Genomic DNA, 20,078 nt, shown 5'->3' on the forward strand with positions numbered 1-20,078 from the left:
GCGGGGCCAATGGTGCGCAGGATGCTGGGTGCTGCCTTGCTGCTGGGGCTGGCCGCCTGTTCGACGCTGAACCCGACGGCGCCGCATCTCTACACCCTGACCCCGCGGGCCAGCGTCGCCCCCGGCCCCAAGGCCGACTGGCAATTGCTGGTGGAGACGCCGTCGGCTGCGGCGGGGATCGACACGCCGCGCATCGCCCTGGCCCGCACGCCGACCTCGCTCGACTATTTCGCCGATGTGTCCTGGGCCGACCGGGCGCCGAACATGGTGCAGGGGCTGATCGTCCAGACCTTCGAGGACAGCGGTCGCATCGTCTCGGTCGGGCGCGACACGGTGGGGCTGCGCTCCGACTATGTGCTGAAGTCGGAACTGCGTGATTTCCAGGCCGAATACGCCACGCCGGGTGCCGCCATGCCCGACCGGGTGCATGTGCGCCTATCGGCCAAGCTGGTCGCCATGCCGCGCCGGACCATCGAGGCCGGCGAGACCTTCGAGGCGTCGGCACCGGTGCGCGGCCGCTCCTTCACCGACGTGATCACTGCCTTCGACGAAGCGCTGGGCAAGGTTACCGGAGAGCTGGTGACATGGTCGCTGTCGCAGCGTTTCCGCCCTTCCGGTAGCTGAACGGCCAAGCGCAGGCCCGGCTGCAACCGCAGGTGCGGCAATCGAAAAGACCTTGCCACGCCCGCGTAGCCGCGTACGTAATAGGGGTGTTCGCGCAGCGCAGGATCGGGCGATGACGGATTTGTCGGACGTGTCCCGGGAAGAGTTGGAGGCGATGGCCGAGGCGGGACGCGAGGTGCGCCTGTGCCAGCGCGTTCTGGCCAAGACCGGCGATACGGTGGTGGGCGAGCTTCTGCGCGGCCACGGCACGCTGTACGAGTGGAAGCATTATCCGCCGGGTGACGTCTACGACGCCGAATTCCATGCCCAGTATTACTATCACTGCCATCCCGAAGGCGAACGGCCCAATGGGGAGCATGGGCATTTCCACACCTTCCTGCGCCCGCACGGCATGCCGCCGGGGCTGAGGCCGGCGCCGCTGGCCGATTTCTCGGCCCCGGACAACGACAATGACGCGTTGTCCCACCTGATCGGCATCGCCATGGACGTGGCCGGCCAGCCGGTGCGTCTGTTCACCACCAACCGCTGGGTGACCGGGGAGACCTGGTACAAGTCCGACGACGTGATCGCCATGCTCGATGCTTTCGAGATCGACCATGCCCGGCCGTCCTGGCCGGCCAACCGCTGGATCACCGCGATGATGCGGCTGTTCCGTCCGACCATCGTCGAATTGCTGCGCGACCGCGACGCCGCCATCCAGCGCTGGGCGGAAAGCCATCCCGACGCCTATGTCTACGAAGACCGCGGGTTGGAGGTCGCCTCGCAGCGCCACATCTCGGTGGAGGAGCAGATCGCAACTGTGGCGCTGCATCTGCGCGGGGCACGGCGACGCCGGCCGATCCTGCCGGAGCCGCCCAGCTTCGTCGGGATGCCGTGAGCCGCTCCTCCTCCTGCGGACTTATGGCCAAAGGCCATGGGCTTATGACCGCAGGGCGTTAAGGAAGGTTCAACCGTTTCGGAAGATCCTTGACGGTGTGGACAAGTCTCCGCCCACATTCGCGCGGGTTTTGCGTTCCGCGGCCCATATGGAGACGGACCAGGGCAGGAAGGGTCCGGCACCCATGAGTGACGGTTTCAAGTCGGGTCATCTGACCCAACAGGACGTGGCGCGGCTTCTGGCCGACCCGTCGCCGAACAGCCGGACCGATCTGGCCGCCAAGCTGGCTCAGCAGTTCGACAGCCCGGAGCTGTCGCAGTCGGAGCGCATGCTGGCGGAGGACATCATCCGCGTGATGGTCACGGACACGGTCCTGCGCGTCCGCCAGACCCTGGCCGAGAATCTGAAATCCAGCCCGTCCCTGCCGCGCGACGTCGCCCTGACCCTAGCCCGCGATGTGGAGGCGGTGGCGATCCCGGTGTTGAGCGTCTCCACCGTGCTGACCCCGGCCGATCTGGTCGAGATCGTGCGGACGGGTGCGGAGGCGAAGAGCACCGCCATCGCCCAACGCCCGACCGTGCCGGCCGTGGTCGCCGACGCGCTGATCGAAAGCGGGTCCGAACACGCGGTCGCGGCGCTGGTCGCCAACGAGGGGGCGGAACTCGGCGAGCAGAGCCTGGGCCGCGTCATCGACCGCTTCGGCGCGAGCGAGGCGGTGCAGGACCCGCTGGTCCACCGCTCCAAGCTGCCGATCACCATCGCCGAGCGTCTGGTCGCCGTTGTGTCGGAACGGCTGCGCCAGCATCTGGTCTCGCACCACGAACTGCCGTCGAAGGTCGCGTCTGAGTTGATCCTGCAAAGCCGTGAACGGGCGACCGTCGCCCTGTTCACCGGCGAAAGCGACGAAGGGGCGCTGGACCGTCTGGTGACGCAGCTTGCCCGCACCGGCCGCCTGACGCCGTCGCTGCTGGTCCGCTCGCTGTGCACCGGCGACATCGCCTTCTTCGAGATGGCGATGTCGCGCTTGGCGAACGTACCGCTGACCAATGCCCGGCTGCTGATCCACGATGCCGGACGGCTGGGGCTGAAGTCGCTGTATGACAAGGCGAAGCTGCCGCCGGCCCTGCTGCCGGCCTGCCGCATCGCCATCGACGTGCTGAAGGAAACCCCCTATGACGGCGAACCCGGCGACCGCGAGCGCCACCGCCGCCGCGTCATCGAGCGCATCCTGACTCAGTACGAGGATCTGGCGCCGGAGGATTTGGAGTTCCTGCTGGCGAAGCTGGGCGACATGATGCAGCCGGAAAACGCCGCGGCGTGACCGATCCGATCTTCTTCGCCGAGCCGGCCCCACCGCCGGGAGGCGGCCCGGCCGACATTGTCCGCCGGTTGGAACGCCGCATCGCCGAGTTGGAAGCCGCACTGCGCCAGAGCGAGGCACGGGCCGGGGAGGCGCGCTTCCGCTCTCTGCTGCGCACGGCTGCCAGCATCATCCTTGTGCTGGGAGACGACGGCCGCGTGCTGGAGGCCAACCGTGATGCCGAACGCGCCTTCGGGCTTGAGGCCGGCACCGCCATCGGCCGCCCCTGGACCGAGATGATGGGGGAGCAGCCGGCCGGCGCCTTCGCCGCCCAGCTCAAGGTCGCCGCCGAGGGGATGGAGGTCCGCAATTTCGAGCAGTCCCTGCGCGAGCAGGACTGCATGAGCGAGCGGGTGCTTCTGTGGAACCTGAACCGGCTGCCGGAGGCCGACGGCGCGCCGGCGGGTATTCTCTGCGTCGGCCAGGACATCACCCGGCGCAAGCGGGCGGAACTGGCTCTGCGTCAGGCCCGCGACGAGCTGGAGATGCGGGTGGCCGAGCGTACCCGCGCTTTGATGCAGGAGGTCCAGGAACGCCGCCGCGCCGAACAGGCGCTGATCCAGGCCAAGGAACAGGCCGAACTTGCCAACCGCGCCAAGAGCGAGTTCCTCGCCAACATGAGTCACGAGCTGCGCACGCCGCTGAATGCCATCATCGGCTTTTCCTCGATGATGGAGAGCGAGATCGTCGGGCCGCTCGGCCATCCCAAATACCTCGACTATGCCAAGGTGATCGGCAAGTCGAGCCAGCATCTGCTGGCGGTCATCAGCGACATCCTGGACGTTGCCAAGATCGAGGCCGGCAAGCTGGAAATGCATCCGCAGCCGATGGACGTGCGCGACGCCGTCGAAAGCTCGCTTCTGCTGATCGCCGAACGGGCGGAGGAGGGCGGGCTGACCCTGACCCAGGACATCGCCCCCGAAACCCCCCGCCTGCTGGGCGATCCGGTGCGGGTGAAGCAGATCCTGCTGAACCTGCTGACCAATGCGGTGAAGTTCACCCCCGCCGGCGGCAGCGTCGCCCTGCGGGTCCGCCCGGAATGCGGCCGCATCCTGATCGAGGTCGCCGACAGTGGGATCGGCATGAATGCGGAAGGCATCGCCATCGCCCTGCAACCCTTCGGTCAGGTCGACAGCCAGTTGTCCCGCCGCTCCGGCGGCACCGGGCTGGGCTTGCCGCTGGTGCGATCCTTCGTCGATCTGCTGAACGGCACGCTGGACATCCGCAGCCGCGAGGGGGAAGGCACGACGGTCAGCGTACGGCTTCCGGTGGCGCCGCCGTATGAAGGAGAATAATTGGGAATGATATGTCTGTGATGCAGGGATCGGCAGGGCAGGACGGCGACCGGAGCGATGATGCCTTGTCGGTCGCAATGGTGTTCGGGATTTCCGGAGTCGATCCGCTGGAATGGGACGCCTGTGCCGCCGGCAAGGGGCCGTTCCTGAGCCACGCCTACCTGAGGGCGGCCGAGGAAAGCGGGCTGGCCGGCGCGGACAATGGCTGGCGCTCTGCCCACATGATCGTGCGTGAGGCATCCGGCCGGTTGGTCGGAGCGGCCCCCCTCTATCTGCGCGACCGGTCGACGGACGAGTTCTGGCCCGATCAGACCTGGGTCGACGCCTTCCAGGCCTCGGGTGGGCGCTATTTTCCGAAGCTGGTCATGGAGGTCCCTTACACGCCGGTGACAGGAGCGCGGATCCTGCTGCGGCAGGGGGCGCCGTTCGGCGTGGCCGATGCACTGACAGGGGCCATGCGTTCGCTGGCCCACAAGCATGGGCTGTCTTCCATCCATGTCGGCTTTCCTGACGAGGAGGACCGTGCCCTGTTTGAGGCTGCGGGATGGTTGTCCCGCCACGGCATCGATTACGAATGGCGGAACGAAGGATTCCGTGACTTCGCCGACTACACCGCCGGCCTGACAAGCCACCGGCGCGGCACGCTTTTGTGGGAGCGGCGCAAGGTCCGCGAAAGCGGAGTGCGGATCCGCGACGTGCCGGGCAGCCGGGTGGAGGAGACGGACGCTACGGTCTTCTTGCAATTGCTGGCCGATCTCCATACCCGCAAGGGGCGACGCCAGGCACTGACCGTTGATTTCGTCATGCGGCTCTGTGCCGCCTTCGGTGACGCCCTTACATTGACGTTCGCAGAAGCGGACGGCGTCTCGATCGGCGCTCTGCTGACCATGGAAGGGGACGGCTGCCTCTATGTCCGCAACTGGGGGGCGAGGGAGGACACGCGGCTGGTCCACTTCGAGATCTGCTATTACCGGACTGTCGAACGGGCGATCGCCCGGGGTTTGAACCGGGTGGACGGCGGACGTGGCGGCCCGCACAAGCTGGCACGAGGGTTCCTGCCGAAACTCTCCCATGCCTGCCATTGGTTCCTGCACACCAATATGCGCCGCGCGGTGGCGGAAGGGCTGGAATTGCACAACGCCAAGGCTCTCGCTGCCTTCGCGCAGGAGCGGGCCCGCTCCCCCTTCCGGCAGCACAACGGCCGATAGCCGCTTGCACGGTGCGGCACGGCGGGCCACTTTGCCTCTTTGAATAGGTGACAGGCGGAGTGGGACATGACGGTCAGCCGGGCAGTGGGGCGGGACGATCTGAAGACGCGCATCGGGCAGGCGCTGGGCGAGGCGAAGGCCGATCTGGTCATCAAGAACACGCGCTTCCTGAATGTCGTCACCGGCGAGATCGCCGAGGGCGACATCGCCGTCTGCGGCGAGGTCATCGTCGGCACCTACGAGTCCTACGACGGGGTTGAGGAGATCGACGGTCGCGGTCTGACCGTGGTTCCGGGCTTCATCGACACTCATGTCCATTGTGAATCCACTTGCGTCACCCCGCAGGAGTTCGACCGCTGCGTCCTGCCCCGCGGCACCACCACCGCCATCTGCGACCCGCACGAGATCTGCAATGTGCTGGGCGAGCGGGGCCTCAGCTATTTCCTCGACAGTGCCGGGGGAACGGCTCTCGACCTGTTCGTACAGCTGTCCTCCTGCGTGCCGGCGACGGAGCTGGAGACGTCGGGCGCCCGGCTGGAGGCGCCGGACCTGATCCGCCACATGGACCATCCCCGCGTGCTTGGGCTGGCGGAGTTCATGAACTTCCCCGGCGTCTTCCATAAGGTGGACGGGGTGCTGGACAAGCTGGCCGCCTTCGATGGGCGCCACATCGACGGCCACGCCCCGCTGGTGTCGGGGAAGGAACTGAACGCCTATCTGTCCTGCGGCATCCGCAATTGCCACGAGACGACCAGTGCGGATGAGGCGATGGAGAAGCTGCGCAAGGGCATGCAGGTGCTGATCCGCGACGGATCGGTGTCGAAGGATGTCCATGCCCTGGCCGAAGTCATCAAGCCGGAGACTTCGCCCTTCCTGGGCTTCTGCACCGACGACCGCAACCCGCTGGACATTGCGGAGGAGGGGCACATGGATCACCTGATCCGCAGCGCCATCCGCCTCGGCGCGCCGGTGGCCCATGTCTATCGCGCCGCCACATGGTCGGCCGCCCGCGGCTTCCGCCTGTACGACCGCGGGCTGGTGGCGCCGGGACATCGCGCCGATCTGGTCCTGCTCGACGATCTGGAGGACTGCGCGGTCAACCGCGTCATCCGCAACGGCAAGATCGTCGGGCCGCACAGCTTCGACGGTCGCCCGGCAGTGACGCCGGTGGGCCTCGATTCGGTGAAGCTGGAGCCGGTAGCCGAGGAGGATTTCGCCGTGCCGGCCGGCGGGTCGGTCCAGTCGGTGATCGGGCTGGAGCCGGGCAAGATCCTGACCGAACACCGGCGGATCGAGGTCCCGGTGGTGGGCGGCCGGATGGTGGCCGATCCGTCGCGCGACCTGCTGAAGATCTGCGTCTTCGCCCGCCACGGCAGCAACCGCAACATCGGCCGCGGCTTCGTCCAGGGGTTCGGTTTTGTGGAAGGTGCGCTGGCCTCGTCGGTCGGCCATGACAGCCACAACATCTGCGTGGTCGGGGCGAGCGACGCCGACATGCGCGTCGCGGTCAACCGCCTGATCGAACTGCAGGGCGGCTTCGTCGCCGTGCACAACGGGCAGGTTGTCGGCGAATTGGCCCTGCCTCTGGCCGGGCTGATGAGTTTGGAGCCGTTCGAGACGGTGGAGGTGAAGCTGCGCTCCCTGCGCGCCGCCGTCCGCGCCATGGGCTGTCCGCTTGCCGAGCCCTTCCTGCAACTGGCCTTCCTTCCCCTGCCGGTCATCCCGCACCTGAAGATCACCGACCGCGGCATGGTCGATGTGGATCGTTTCGAGCTGATTGCCGCCTGATTGGGCGATCTGCGCGTCAAAGCGGCATCGGCCTGGGGAATGGGCGGCTGGAATTTGGCCTTGTGTTGATCGGCACCAACCACGAAACGACCGCGAAACCCGGAAAAGCCTGCTCTCCGCAAGGAGCGCGGGCTTTCCATGCCCGGATTTACGACCCTAAAATTTAGGCCGATTGCCGTCCCACCTCTGGCATGGGCTTTGCCACGACGACACATCATCTGTTGTTCGTCATCGAGCGAGCCCGATCAGCCATGACCCATCTGGCCCCGGTGATCCACCACTCCCACAGCCTGCTGCCGGTCCGGCCGCCGGAAACCGTGTCGATGCGGACGCGGGACGGCGTGCGGCTGGATGCGGACCTCTATCGGCCCGACGCCGCCGGCACATGGCCGGTGCTTCTCCTGCGCGTCCCCTGCGGCCGGCGCACCGCCCTGACCAGCCACTACGCCCATCCGCGCTGGTATGCAGCGCGCGGCTATGTGGTGGTGGTGCAGGACATGCGAGGCTGCGGCACCTCCGACGGCCGCTTCCGTCCCTTCGAGGCGGAGCGGGAGGATGGGGCCGATGCCGTCGCCTGGGCGGCCTCCCTGCCGGGATCGTCGGGGACGGTGGCGATGTATGGCTGCGGCTATGCCGGAATGGCGCAATGGTTGGCGCTGGTGGAAGCGCCCTCGGCCTTGCGTGCTGTGGCGCCGGCCTTCGCCGGCTGGGATGTCTTCTCCGACTGGGCCTATGAGGGCGGGGCTTTCCGGTTGGCCGACGCCATGGGCTGGGCCTTGCGCACCGCGGCCGACGCCGCGCGGCGGGTCGAGGACGGAACCGGGCACCGGCTGCTGTCGGATGCGGCGCGCAGCCTGCCCATCGACGACGAGATTCCGTCGCGGCCGCAGGCCCTGCGCGACTACGCCCGCTACACCCATTACGACGACTGGTTGACCAACCCGGTGCCCGGCCCGTCCTGGGCCGCGCTGTCGCCCAAGGCGATGCAGGACGCCATGCCGACCGATGTGTCGGTCCTGCAGATCGGTGGCTGGTACGACCCGCGTCTGGCCGGCATGCTGGATGCCCATGATCGTTTCGCCGCAAGCCAGAGGGCGCCGGTGCGGCTGGTCGTCGGCCCCTGGGGCGCCGATGGACCCGCCGCCGCGCCGGGACAGGCGCCGACGCTCGACACGTTGCAACTGGCGTGGTTCGACCGGGTGCTGAAGGGCGAGGGCGGCGACCGCGGCGGTCCGGTCCGCCTGCATGATGTCGAAACCGGACGCTGGCACGACCTGTCCAACCTGCCGGCGGCCGAAGCGGTCCTGCATCTGGCCAGCGACGGCCTCGCCAACCGACAGGGTGGGCGGCTGGAGTTGGAAATGCCCGATCTGGAGGCGCTCGACGTCATGGTGCACGACCCGCGCAGGCCGGTACCGACAGTCGGCGGCCATGCGGTGCCGGATGCCGCCGGGCGCCCCGACCGCGCCGCCATCGACCGTCGCCCGGACGTCGCGACCTACACCAGCCTGCCGCTGGACGAGCCGCTGATGCTGGCCGGGCGGGTGGCGCTGGATGTGTGGGTGGAGGCCGATGCGCCATCCTTCGATGTCAGCGCCGTTCTGTCGGTCTTGCGGCCTGACGGGCAGGTGCTGCCGTTGACCCAGGGTCATGCGCGGGTGGAGCCGGGCGACCCAACCCGTCCGCTGACCATCGCCATGCGGGCTGCCTGCGCCACGCTCGCGCCGGGATCGGCCTTGCGCCTCAGCCTTGCCGGGTCCTGTTTCCCGGCCTATCCGGTCAATCCCGGCACCGGGGCGGAGCCGGGCGAGACCCGCCGCGTCGATGCGCTGCCGATCACCCTGCTGATCCACAGCGGTCCAGACCGGCCGTCGCGCCTGCGCCTGCCGGCCGGATCGGCGGTTTAGGGAGCCACGTCCCCGTCCGCTTCGTCTTCACCTTTGCCCGCCGATTCCAGGCAGAAATCTAGGCTTTGGGACAGGAATCGCATCATCAGGTCGCGGAAGGGCGTCTTGTCGCCGACCGACCAGGCCCGCTCGACAAGATCCAAATACAGGCCGCGGTCGTCGGCCTGGACCACCACCGGCGGGTAGCCGGCGCGGTTCAGGATCAGATTGCACAGCAGCAGCGCCGTCGCCCGGTTGCCGGCATGGAAGGGACGGATGGCGCTCAGCCGGTGATGAGCCTCGAAGGCGGTGTCGGGGCCGGCGTCCGACTTGCGCATCCAGGTCGACAGCGCCGACATCGACACGCGCAGCTTGGCCGGGTCGGGTGCGGTTTCCGCCGGGTCGTCCTTCGGCGGACCGTCGCGGTACTTCCCGGCCTCATCCTCGATCCCGCGATAGAGCACGGCATGAAAGGCGGTGACCGTGCGTTCGGTGACGGCGCCCGACGGATCGAAGGACAGCCGGGCCATCAGTTCCAGCGCCGCGCGGTGGTTCAGGACGAAGCGCTGCTCCTCCACCCCGCGGTGGCGCAGGATGCTGCCGCGCTCCAGGATCGCTTTGACGTCCGCGCGCTTGAGCGGAATCTCCTCCAGCGCTGCGGCGGCGACGGTCAGATCCAGCTCGAACCGGTCGGCGATGCCGTGCACGACCTCCTGCGGCAGGGGACGCGCGGCGTCCAGCGCCCGTTTCTTCTCTGCGATCTCGTCGAGCAGGGCCATCGGTCACTCTGTCGCTGGGCAGGGGAGGGTTTGGCGCGATGCGCATCTTGCCGCGCCCCCTGCGGGGATTTGCCGCTTGGACGGGCACGGTTGCCGGTTTTAGGATCCCTGTCAAGATGTCCACAACCCAGCCATGGCCGGCCGCAACCGCCTCAGTCCGCGGGATGCGCCTGCGATCGCGGGTCGCGAGGGGGGAGATCGCTGCGATGAGCTACGTCGTCTGGGACAAGTCCATGAGCGTCGGCGTGCCCGTGCTCGACGACGAGCACCGGCGCCTTCTCGACCTGTTCAACGGTCTGCTGGAAAGCGGCATCACCCCCGCCAACCGGGAGGAGCTGTCCAGTCTGCTCGCCAGCCTCCGCGATTATGTCGCCGTCCATTTCGCACGGGAGGAGGCGATGATGGAACGCTGCGGCTATCCCGAATTGGACGGCCACCTCGCCGCCCACCGCTATTTCGCCGACGAGGTGGAAAAGCTGGCCCGCGACTTTGACGGCGACAATCCCACGATGCTGCGCATGGACCTGATCCTGCTGCTGAAGGACTGGTTCGTGGAGCACATCCAGCAGACCGACAGCCTGTACAAGCCCTATGTGGGGGTGCAGTAGCACTTCGCATATCCCCGAAGAGGCAGAAGTCCCCTCTCCCCTCCCGGGGAGAGGGTTAGGGTGAGGGGGGCGCGCGGCGAGGCGTCGATCTGCTGAAACGCGCTTTGCCTATCCCGGAATCCACCCTGTGCATCCCCCTCACCCAGCCCTCTCCCCGGGGGGGAGAGGGTTACCGCTCCGGGGAGAGGGCGTTCACTCACTGCTTTGCGGCGGCCTTCTGCTCCGGCAGGCCCTTGTCCAGCTTGGCCTGGATGGCGGCCTTGTCGGTGTCGTCGTCGGCGCTGCGCAATGCGCGCATCCACTGGAATCGGGCTTCATTGCGGCGGCCGGCCCGCCAATAGGCATCGCCGAGATGGTCGTTGATGGTCGGATCGACCGGCTTCAACTCCACAGCACGCTCCAGCTTGGCGACGGCGGCCTCATAGTCGCCTAGCGTGTAGAGCGCCCAGCCCAGGCTGTCGACGATGTAGCCGTCGCGCGGGCGCAGTTCCACCGCGCGCTCGACCATCGCCCTGGCCTTGTCCAGATGCTCGCCGCGGTCGATCCAGCTGTAGCCGAGGAAGTTGAGCAGCGACGGTTCGTCCGGCCGCAGCTTCAGCGCCGTCTGCAGGTCGGCTTCGGCCTGCGGCCATTGCTTGGTCTTCTCGTAGCACATGGCGCGGGCGTACAGCAGCGGCCAATGCCGCTCCTGCGGCGTGCCGATCCGCTCCAGCGCCGTGGTGTAGGCGGGGATCGCCTCGGCATAGCGCTTGGCGTAGCGATAGATGTCGCCAAGGCGGGTGATGGCGTCGGTGCGCTCCGGCCGTTCGGCGGCCAGATCCTTGAGGATCGCGATGGCCTCGTCGTTGCGCTCCATGCGGGCGAGGCTGTCGGCCTCGCGCATGCGGGCGGTCCAGCCCAGCAGCGGGTCCTTCTCCAACTGCTTATAGGCAGCCAGCGCCTCCTCGTGATGGTCACGCGACGCGGTGATGTCGCCGATCATCAGATGGGCGAGCGCCAGATCGCCGCGCAGGTGCAGGGCGATGCGGCCGAACAGCAGCGCCGGCTCGTCGGCATTCTCATGATGCAGTGCGCTGCCCAGATCGAACAGCGCCTCGGCAAGGCCGGAACGGGCATCGGGGACCGGGCGGGTGTCCGACGGGGCGTTCGCCATTGCGGCCAGCGCCGGCTCCACCAGCAGCCCGTCGGGGTTGCTGCCCTGGAAGGCCTCGTAGAGCTTGCGGGCTTCATCCTTGCGGCCGGTGCGGGTCATGAAGCTGCCGACGATCTGCACGACGCGCAACGGTGCGTCCGTCTCCGTCACCTTCGCGTAGCGGGCCGCCGCCTCGTCGTTGCGACCGGCGAGGTCGAGGATCAGTCCGGCATGCAGGTTGTAGAGCGCTTCGAAGCCCTGCACGCCGGACAGCGGCTGCAACGCCGTCAGCGCCTCGTCCGTCTTGCCGCGGGCCGTTGCCAGCCAGGCGCGGGTCAGCGGCGTCAGGAACCGGCCGAGTCCGTCGGTGGGCAGGCGGGCGGCATAGCCGTCGGCCTCGTCCAGCTTGCCCTTGGCCAGCGCGTCGGCGGCCAGCAGGGTCAGCGCCATCTGCGGCTCGCCCTTTTCATCGAGCAGACGGCTGGCGTAGCCGATCGCCGTGTCGATCCGGCCCTCGCCCAACCGCAGCAGGAAGGTGCGGCGCAGCAGGGCGGGGTCGTCCGGATCGGCGTCCAGAGCCTGTGCGGTGAAGCGCGCCGCCGCCGTCCAATCGTCCTGGTGCTGGGCGTAGCGGCCGGCCAGATAGCTGCCGGTGGCGGAACCGGTGCCGTCATCCGCAGCCAAGCCAGCCCCAGGCCCGGCGGCAAAGGCCGGCACCAGGGTGGTCCCGGCCATCAGAACGGCCAGGGAGATCGGCTGCAACCGGCGTCGCACACTCGTCATGCTCTCGTCACCTCGTTTTCCGAGTCGCTATCCCATCATCTTCGGCAGGGCGCGGGCAAGAGACTTTCGTGCGAGTCCCCTTTTCGCAACCGCTACCGCCACTCCCGCCGCACCTGTTCAATCCGCTCCGGGCGCAGGATGTCGGTGGCGTGGGCGTCCATGTGGGCACGGAGATGTTCCGGCATGCCGGGCGACAGGGTGGCGCCCTCGACCGACCAGCGGGCCATCCAGGACAAGGTGCGCAGCCATGTCAGCCGGCGCAGCGGCTTCAGCCATGGCCGCACTTCGTTGGCGAGGTCGCCCGGAACCGCGATGGTCCAGGCTTCGATGAAGGCGTCGACGTCGGCCGGGGTCAGCTCCGCATTCACCTCCGGATCCCATTTGGTCGAGGTGTAGAGGCTGGCATGGGCGAGATCGCTGGCCGGGTGGCCGTATTGCAGCTTTTCCAGGTCGGTGAACCACGCCTTGCCGTGGGCATCGATCAGGAAATTGCCGGGATGTACGTCCACCCCGACCGCGGTCAGTGGCATCGGGGTCTCTCGCGGCGGGGCAAGGTCGCCGGCGCGGGCGGCGGCAAGCTCCTCCGCGATCAGCGCGCGCGCCTCGGTCGACAGATCGGCGCGGTCGAACCATTCCGCCTGTCGTTCGACCTGGGCCAGCAAGGCGGCGACCGGATCGGGCGGGGCGGGAAGCGGTTCGTAGAAATCCGGCGGTGCCATGCGGTGCAGGGCGGCAAGGGCGCGGGCGATGGCCGGCATGTCGTCGGGCAGGGTGGGGGTGCGCCCCTCCACCTCGCCCACCACCAGGGCACCCAGTGGCAACCCCTCTCCCGGCGGCAGCAGGCCGGCGAAGCGCGGGGTGTGGCCCGACGGCTCGGCCCGCTGGAAAGCGGTGGCCTGTCGCTCCAGCGCCGTCCAGGCGTCGAGGCCGAGTTGGCTCCAGCGCGGAATGCGGGCGACCAGCAGCCGGCCGCGCAGCCGCACATGGTCGTGGGCGACGCCCTTCAGCGGCATCGGCTCCAGCGCGTCGGCCGGCAGGTCGGCAAGGCGCGGAAGCCGCGTCAGCGCATCGTGCAGGGCCTCGATCGAGAATCCAGCCGGTCCGCTCACGCCATATGCTCGCGCAGGCGGGGCATCAGCTCCACGAGGTTGCAGGGACGGTGGCGGTTGTCGAGCTGCCAGACCAGGATGTCGTCCCAGGCGTCGCGGCAGGCGCTGGGCGAGCCGGGCAGGGCGAAGATGTAGGTGCCGTTGGCGACGCCGCCGGTCGCCCGGCTCTGGATGGTGGAGGTGCCGACCTTGGCATAGCTGAGATAGCGGAACAGCTCGCCGAAGCCGGGGATCGCCTTTTCATAGAGCGCCTCGACCGCTTCCGGCGTCACGTCGCGGCCGGTGACACCTGTGCCGCCGGTGGTCAGCACCACGTCGATCTGCGGATCGGCGATATAGGCCTGGACCTGCGCGCGGATCGCCGCGATGTCGTCCCGAACGATGGTGCGGGCGGCGACCCTGTGCCCGGCGCCGGCGATCCGCTCCGCCAGCGCGTCGCCGGAACGGTCGTCGGCGGCGCTGCGGGTATCGGACACCGTCACCACGGCGATGTTCACGGGAAGGAAGGGGCGGTTCTCGTCGATCTTCGGCATGGCGGCAGGCGTGTCCTCATGTCGGGCCGGAGCCCGACAAGGGGGCGCCGGCGGTCAGGGTGTCGGGCTGGCCTCTCCCCGCTCCGCCACCGTTTCCACCGCGACGGGGGTCGCCGGCTTCACCGCGGGCAGCGAGTCCGGACGGGTCGCCACCTCGGTCGGGCGGGCCTCCACCGGGGTGTAGGTCGGCCATTTCCCATCGGCGACGGCGGTGAGCGACGCGGTCTCCTGGCCCAGCCGCAGCCGGTAGATCCAGAAGTTCGCCATCACCTTCTCCACATAGTCGCGTGTCTCGCCGAAGGAAAGGCTTTCGATGAACAGCAGTGGATCGGTGATGTCGCTGAGATCGCGCCGCCAGCGCGCCAGATTGCCCGGCCCGGCATTGTAGGCGGCGGCGGCCAGGAACAGGTTGCCGTCGATTTCCGGCATGCCCAGCAGCTCCGACAGGTAGCGCTGGCCCAGCTCCATGTTGCGGGACGGATCGAACAGCGCGTCGCGGCTGGCGTCATCGCTACCGATGTCGGCGTTGCGTTCACGCACATGCTGGGCGGTGCTGGGCAGGATCTGCATCAGCCCGGTCGCCCCGGCGGAGCTGACCAGACGCGGGTCGAAGCGCGATTCCTGGCGCATCACCGCGAAGACCAGCGCGCGGTCCAGCGCGAAGCCGTCGCGCGGCTTCCAGTGCGGCAGCGGGTAGAGCGCCGCGGCATAGGGTGCGCCGTCCGGCCCGGCCACCGCATTGCCCAGCCGCAGGGACAGCGAAGCCACGCCGGCGCGGTCGGTCAGCGCCACCATCGCCTGTTCGACCAGTTGGTCGCCCTGCGGATCGATGCGTTGCAGCTCCATTCCCGCCAACTCGCGCTGACCGGCCTGGAGCAGGGCGATGGCGCGGGAGCCGGCCGGCTTGGCCGCCATCGCCGCCAACTGGCGTCCGGTCAGTTCCGGCGCCTGCCAATGCACTTTTTCCAGCCCGTCCATGGTGCGCAGCGCGATCAGGCCATAGAAGGTGTGCGGATAGCGGGCGGCTGCGGCCAGATGCTCGGCCGCCTCCTTCTCCTTGCCCGGCTTGCGGGCCAGCGCCCGGGCGGCCCAGTAGTCGGCCGCCGCGGCCTTCCAGGGGGAGCGCGGGCCGGCCGCGGCCATGCCTTCGAAATGGCGGGCGGCCCGGTCTGTCTGCTTCAGCCGCCAAGCGGCGAGCCCGGCGATCCAGTGCGCTTCCGGCAGCATGTCGCCCGACCGCGCGGCACTGGCCGAGGCGAGAGTCAGCGCCTGCGCCGTCTCGCCGGAATAAAAGAGGGATGCGGCGATGCGGGCGCGGGCGGCGTCATACTGCACGGTGTCGAGCTTGCCGCCGAACTCGTCCTGGCCCAGCAGGCTCAGGGCGGAGGCGGTGCGGCCGGACCGCAGCAGCTCCTCGACCCGGGCCACCGCCGCGCGGTCGCTGCGGGCGCGGGAAACGGTGCGGCTGCGCGGAGCGACGGTGACGCTGTCGTCATCGTCGTCTTCGTTGCTGGCGACGGTGCGCAAGCCACCCAGCCGCTCCAGCGATCCGACGAGGCGCACGCGCTCCTCGCCCCGTGGCGGCTTCGGCGCCTTTTGGCCGGCGGGCTGGCGCTTCTGGGCGAGGCTGTGGATCCGCTCCGCCCCGGCGAGGTCGCCGTAATCCTGCATCCAGCGGGCGAGTTCCTCGTAGCTGGCCTTGCGGTCGGGGTGGAGATAGCGCTGGCGCAGGACATAGCCGACCAGACGGCGGTCCTTCAGCTTCGCCATCTCGGCATCGGCGGCGTCCCAGTCCGCCCGCTCCTGCGCCGCGAAGATGCGGCGGTAACGGGCGGCATCCTCTTCGTCCAGCTGGACGGCGCGGGCATCGGCGTCGGCTGCGAGCAGAAGCGGGACGCCGGCAGGGTTGGGAGCCTCATTCACCGTGGGGGCCGCCGACGGGGTGTCGTCGGTGGACTCGGGGGCTGCAATTTCGGGGAGCCCCGCGGCCGGATCGCCAAGCGATTCGCCGAAAACGGGGCTGTCGGGGTCAGGCACGGAATCCCCGCCGGGCGGGACGACGGCGTGACCGTCCGGCGCGTGGATGATGAGGGCGGCGCAAGCGGGCCGGAACCCGACCGCGCCGTCGGGTCCCAGGGTGAAAGCCACCGTGAGACCCAGCACCCCCAGAAGGTTCCGCCGCAGCGGGGCCGCGATCGCGACCCGGTATGCTGCACTGCAAAATATCCGGAGCATGGCTCCGGGATACCCCACGACCGCGCGAACCGCAAGCAACGGATTCGCACGGAATGTGTCATGGCTGGTATTCGGCAGATGTTACAACGGCTTAACAAGCCTGGAAAAAAGGCTCTAGCCCGTTGGGAAGGTGCCTTTCGGCATGGGTTGACGGCATTTGTGCTGCACGACGACCGCAGTCATACGAACGATTTAGCCAGCGCTGTGACATCGTTTTTAGTCTTGGGAATACTTGATGCCTTCTTCGCCGATCCTTTGCTGCAACGCAAGCATGTCCCGCCACGCTTCCCGCTTTGCGATAGGATTGCGCAAGAGGTACGCCGGATGGAGCATCGGCATCAGCGGAACCGCTGTTCCCGCGACTTCATAGGTCTTCCACTGCCCGCGCAGGCGGGTGATTCCCTCCGCCCGGTTCAGCAGGGTCTTGGCCGACACTCCGCCCAGCGCCACCAGCAGCTTCGGCCGCACCAGCTCGACATGCCGTTCCAGAAAGGGCAGGCAAGCGGCGATTTCCGCCTGGGTCGGGCTGCGGTTGCCGGGCGGGCGCCAGGGCAGGATGTTGGCGATGTAGACCTTGCCGCGGTCCAGCCCGATCTGGGCCAGCATGCGGTCCAGCAGCTTGCCGCTGACCCCGACGAAGGGTTTGCCCTGCCGGTCCTCATCCTCGCCCGGCGCCTCGCCGATCAGCATCACCGGGGCCTGCGGGTTGCCGTCGGCGAAGACGGTGTTCATCGCGGTGGCTTTCAGCGGACAGCCGTCGAAGCTGCGCAGCGCCGCTTCCAGCGCCTCCAGCGTCTGCGCCTCTCCGGCCCTGGCACGGGCCTGGATGCCGGCCTCGCTGGCGCCCAGCGGCTGGTCGGGGGAGGCGAAGAGGGCGGCCGGACGTGCTGCGGCTGGGGTCGCAGGGGCGGGTGCCCGAGTCGGTGCGGGCGGGCGCGCCATGGCGGCACCGGGTGCCATGCCGGCCGCGGGTGCGCCCGAAGGCAACGCCCGCGCCGCCGGCCGGGCGGTGAGAGTGGCCCAGTCGGTCGGCTCGTCACCGATGGCCTCGTCGCAGCCGATGTCGGCATGCCAGCGCAGCGCGTCTAGGATGTCGCATACGTCAATCATCGTTTGACCTTACCACAGATCGTGTGGTCTTACATGTCCAGATACCCAATTTGGGTGCGGCGCAAACCGTGCTACAAGCACGCGCCCGCAAAACACCATAGGGCGTCCCGAGGGAAACAGTACCAAAACAAGACGGTGGGGGAGTGTGGTGATGGAACGCGAACCGCGCGAGGTCATGGAATACGATGTTCTGATCGTCGGCGCCGGCCCGTCGGGCCTGAGTGCGGCGATCCGCCTGCGGCAGCGCGCGGTCGAAAGCGGCCAGGAGCTTAGCGTCTGCGTGATCGAGAAGGGGTCGGAGGTGGGCGCCCACCTGCTGTCCGGTGCCGTCTTCGAACCGCATGCGCTGGACGAGCTGATCCCGGACTGGAAGGAAAAGGGCGCTCCCCTCACCACCAAGGCTCAAGAGGATCATTTCCTCTTCCTGACGGAAACGAAGGCCTACAAGTCGCCCTTCGCTCCGCCGCAGATGAACAATCACGGCAACTACATCATCAGCCTGGGCAATCTGGCCCGCTGGATGGCGACCCAGGCCGAGGAACTGGGGGTGGAGATCTACCCCGGCTTCGCCGCGGCCGAGGTGCTGTATGACGACAAGGGCGCGGTGAAGGGCGTCGCCACCGGCGACATGGGCATCGGCAAGGACGGCGAGAAGACCGGCAACTACACGCCGGGCATGGAACTGCACGCCAAGCAGACCATCTTCGCCGAGGGCTGCCGCGGCTCTCTGACCAAGACCCTGTTCGAGAAGTTCGACCTGCGCCGCGATTGCCAGCCGCAGACCTACGGCATCGGCATCAAGGAGCTGTGGGAGGTCGACCCGTCGCAGTCGAAGCCGGGCCTGATCGTCCACACCATCGGCTGGCCGATGGACCCTAAGACCTATGGCGGGTCGTGGCTGTATCACATGGAAGGGAATCTGGTGTCGGTCGGCTTCGTCGTCGGCCTCGACTACTGGAACCCGCACATGAGCCCGTTCGAGGAGTTCCAACGCTACAAGACCCACCCGGCGATCCGCCCGACCTTCGAAGGCGGCCGGCGTCTGGCCTATGGCGCCCGCGCTTTGTCGGAGGGCGGCTTCCAGTCGATCCCGAAGCTGACCTTCCCCGGCGGCCTCCTCATCGGCGACGGTGCCGGCTTCCTGAACGTGCCGAAGATCAAGGGCAACCACACCGCCATGAAGTCGGGCATGGTCGCGGCCGAGGCGGTGTTCGACCACCTGACCGGCGGCAACGACAATGGCCCGGAGGTCATCGCCTATCCGGAGCGGCTGAAGCAGTCCTGGGTCTGGCCGGAACTTTACGCGGTGCGCAACATCCGCCCCGGCTTCCAGAAGGGCCTGTGGGCCGGTCTGGCCAATGCCGCTTACGAGACGGCGTTGAAGGGCAAGTCGCCCTGGACGCTGAAGCACCACGCCGACCACACCACCCTGGTGAAGGCCAGCGAGGCGCCGAAGATCGCCTACCCCAAGCCGGACGGCAAGGTCAGCTTCGACCGCCTGTCCTCGGTCTACCTCTCCAACACCAACCATGAGGAAGACCAGCCGCCGCACCTGACGCTGAAGGACAAATCGGTCCCGATCAGCGTCAATCTGGCGCTCTACGACGCGCCGGAGCAGCGCTATTGCCCGGCCGGTGTGTACGAGATCGTCCGCAACGACGACGGCAGCGACCCGCGCCTGCAGATCAACGCGCAGAACTGCGTCCACTGCAAGACCTGCGACATCAAGGACCCCACCCAGAACATCAACTGGGTCGTGCCGGAAGGCGGCGGGGGCCCGAACTATCCGGGCGGCATGTAAGGCGCTTTTGTCTCTCCCTCTCCCGCGTGAGCGGGGGAGGGTTGGGGAGAGGGCAAGGCCGACAGTCGGGTGTCGGTTGCGCCGGGGGCCACTCCTATCTATAAGGCAGGGGGTAACCTTTCTGCGACGGCGCGATGATCGTTTCCTGTCCGACCTGCTCGACGCGCTACACCCTGTCCGACGAGTCGCTCGGCCAGGACGGCCGGAAGGTTCGCTGCGCCCGCTGCGGCCACACATGGTGGCAGATGCCCGATCGGCCGGAACCCGATGATGTGGTTCCCGACGCCCTGACGGAAATCCGGCCGGCCAATCCCACCAAGCCCGCCGCCAAGACTGCCGCCAAGACCAAGGTCAAGCCGCCGAAGGCCCCGCGCGCCAAGCCGGCGCGCAGCACGGTGATCGGTTTCGTCGTGCTGGGATTGCTGGTCGCCGGGGCCGCTGCCGGCGCCTACTTCGGCCGCGACGCCATCGTCCGCAGCTGGCCGCCCGCAGCATTGCTCTATGACACCCTCGGCATGCCGGCCGAGCCGCCGGGCTTCGGGCTGGAGTTGCGCAACATTCGTTCCGAACAGAAGATCGAGGGCGGAACCACCGTCCTGCTGCTCGACGGCGAGGTCGCCAACGGCACCGAGGTCGAGCGCACCCTGCCGCCGCTGCGCGTCATCACCTTCGGTCCCGAGCACAAGCTGCTGCAGAGCTGGACCATTGAGCCGTCGGCCGAGACGCTCGGCCCCGGCGCATCGGCGAACTTCCACCACAGCCAGCCCGATCCCGGCCCGGTGACCGAGGTGACCATCACCTTCGGCGGCCCGCCCCCCGGACTGGAACCCCCTGCTGCCGAGAAACCGGCCGAGAAGGCCCCGGAGAAGGCAGCCGGCCACGCCAAGCCGGCGGCGGACAGCCATGCCGCTCCGGCCAAGGCATCGGGGCACGCCAGCGGCCACTGACCC

The 20,078-nt window shown here is 68.4% G+C and carries 16 protein-coding genes; 10 read left to right on the top strand and 6 right to left on the bottom strand.

Translation table 11 applies throughout. The features are described from left to right. The first annotated feature begins 21 nt into the window (after positions 1-21). The 7 genes from M5E06_RS33230 (at position 22) to M5E06_RS33260 (ending at position 9,059) form a co-directional block, all read left to right on the top strand. A complete protein-coding gene (locus tag M5E06_RS33230; protein WP_252141922.1) occupies positions 22-624 on the top strand; it encodes an ABC-type transport auxiliary lipoprotein family protein in 603 nt (200 codons plus the stop codon). 112 nt (positions 625-736) lie between these two features. After that, positions 737-1,501: a DUF6969 family protein gene (locus tag M5E06_RS33235; protein ID WP_109151134.1), complete on the top strand. Its 765-nt coding sequence runs from the start codon at positions 737-739 to the stop codon at positions 1,499-1,501. 184 nt (positions 1,502-1,685) lie between these two features. Beyond that, entirely contained in the window at positions 1,686-2,822 is a 1,137-nt protein-coding gene (gene spbR, locus M5E06_RS33240) for a SpbR family protein (RefSeq protein ID WP_252141923.1), read from the top strand. After that, positions 2,819-4,156: a PAS domain-containing sensor histidine kinase gene (locus tag M5E06_RS33245; RefSeq protein WP_252141924.1), complete on the top strand. Its 1,338-nt coding sequence runs from the start codon at positions 2,819-2,821 to the stop codon at positions 4,154-4,156. Before spbR ends, M5E06_RS33245 begins: the two co-directional genes overlap by 4 nt. A gap of 20 nt (positions 4,157-4,176) precedes the next feature. Beyond that, the gene (locus tag M5E06_RS33250) at positions 4,177-5,364 is read left to right on the top strand and encodes a GNAT family N-acetyltransferase (protein WP_252141925.1); all 1,188 of its coding nucleotides are present in this window, start codon (positions 4,177-4,179) and stop codon (positions 5,362-5,364) included. 66 nt (positions 5,365-5,430) lie between these two features. Next, the gene (ade, locus tag M5E06_RS33255; RefSeq protein WP_252141926.1) at positions 5,431-7,152 is read left to right on the top strand and encodes an adenine deaminase; all 1,722 of its coding nucleotides are present in this window, start codon (positions 5,431-5,433) and stop codon (positions 7,150-7,152) included. Positions 7,153-7,403: 251 nt separating this feature from the next. After that, positions 7,404-9,059, top strand: a complete 1,656-nt coding sequence (locus tag M5E06_RS33260) for a CocE/NonD family hydrolase (RefSeq protein WP_252141927.1) — start codon at positions 7,404-7,406, stop codon at positions 9,057-9,059. On the opposite strand, the gene M5E06_RS33265 is transcribed toward M5E06_RS33260, so the two are convergent. After that, positions 9,056-9,817, bottom strand: a complete 762-nt coding sequence (locus M5E06_RS33265) for a Fic family protein (RefSeq protein WP_252141928.1) — start codon at positions 9,815-9,817, stop codon at positions 9,056-9,058. The genes M5E06_RS33260 and M5E06_RS33265 overlap by 4 nt on opposite strands. A gap of 206 nt (positions 9,818-10,023) precedes the next feature. On the opposite strand from M5E06_RS33265, the gene M5E06_RS33270 reads away from it, so the two are divergent. Continuing rightward, positions 10,024-10,425, top strand: coding sequence for a bacteriohemerythrin (locus M5E06_RS33270; RefSeq protein WP_252141929.1), 402 nt, complete (start codon positions 10,024-10,026; stop codon positions 10,423-10,425). Positions 10,426-10,621: 196 nt separating this feature from the next. Here M5E06_RS33270 and M5E06_RS33275 read toward each other — a convergent pair whose 3' ends face one another. From M5E06_RS33275 to M5E06_RS33295, 5 genes are all read right to left on the bottom strand, one after another. Then, positions 10,622-12,340: a tetratricopeptide repeat protein gene (locus M5E06_RS33275; protein ID WP_252141930.1), complete on the bottom strand. Its 1,719-nt coding sequence runs from the start codon at positions 12,338-12,340 to the stop codon at positions 10,622-10,624. Between the two features lie 92 nt (positions 12,341-12,432). Continuing rightward, positions 12,433-13,449, bottom strand: coding sequence for a phosphotransferase (locus M5E06_RS33280; RefSeq protein WP_252141931.1), 1,017 nt, complete (start codon positions 13,447-13,449; stop codon positions 12,433-12,435). Continuing rightward, positions 13,446-13,982, bottom strand: coding sequence for a molybdenum cofactor biosynthesis protein B (moaB, locus tag M5E06_RS33285; RefSeq protein ID WP_252141932.1), 537 nt, complete (start codon positions 13,980-13,982; stop codon positions 13,446-13,448). Before moaB ends, M5E06_RS33280 begins: the two co-directional genes overlap by 4 nt. A 54-nt stretch (positions 13,983-14,036) precedes the next feature. Next, positions 14,037-16,145 carry a lytic transglycosylase domain-containing protein gene (locus M5E06_RS33290; protein WP_252141933.1) on the bottom strand — a complete coding sequence of 703 codons (2,109 nt, stop codon included), beginning with the start codon at positions 16,143-16,145 and terminating at the stop codon, positions 14,037-14,039. A 288-nt stretch (positions 16,146-16,433) separates the two neighbouring features. Further along, positions 16,434-17,327: a uracil-DNA glycosylase gene (locus tag M5E06_RS33295; protein ID WP_252141934.1), complete on the bottom strand. Its 894-nt coding sequence runs from the start codon at positions 17,325-17,327 to the stop codon at positions 16,434-16,436. A 151-nt stretch (positions 17,328-17,478) separates the two neighbouring features. Between M5E06_RS33295 and M5E06_RS33300 the strand changes: the two genes are divergently transcribed. Both M5E06_RS33300 and M5E06_RS33305 read left to right on the top strand, forming a co-directional pair. Beyond that, positions 17,479-19,128 (top strand): electron transfer flavoprotein-ubiquinone oxidoreductase, encoded by a 1,650-nt coding sequence (locus M5E06_RS33300; RefSeq protein WP_109074265.1) that lies wholly within the window; start codon positions 17,479-17,481, stop codon positions 19,126-19,128. A 134-nt stretch (positions 19,129-19,262) separates the two neighbouring features. Beyond that, the gene (locus M5E06_RS33305) at positions 19,263-20,075 is read left to right on the top strand and encodes a zinc-ribbon domain-containing protein (protein WP_252141935.1); all 813 of its coding nucleotides are present in this window, start codon (positions 19,263-19,265) and stop codon (positions 20,073-20,075) included. Positions 20,076-20,078 lie beyond the last annotated feature (3 nt).

It is taken from the genome of Azospirillum sp. A1-3, assembly GCF_023806445.1.
Lineage (GTDB): Bacteria > Pseudomonadota > Alphaproteobacteria > Azospirillales > Azospirillaceae > Azospirillum.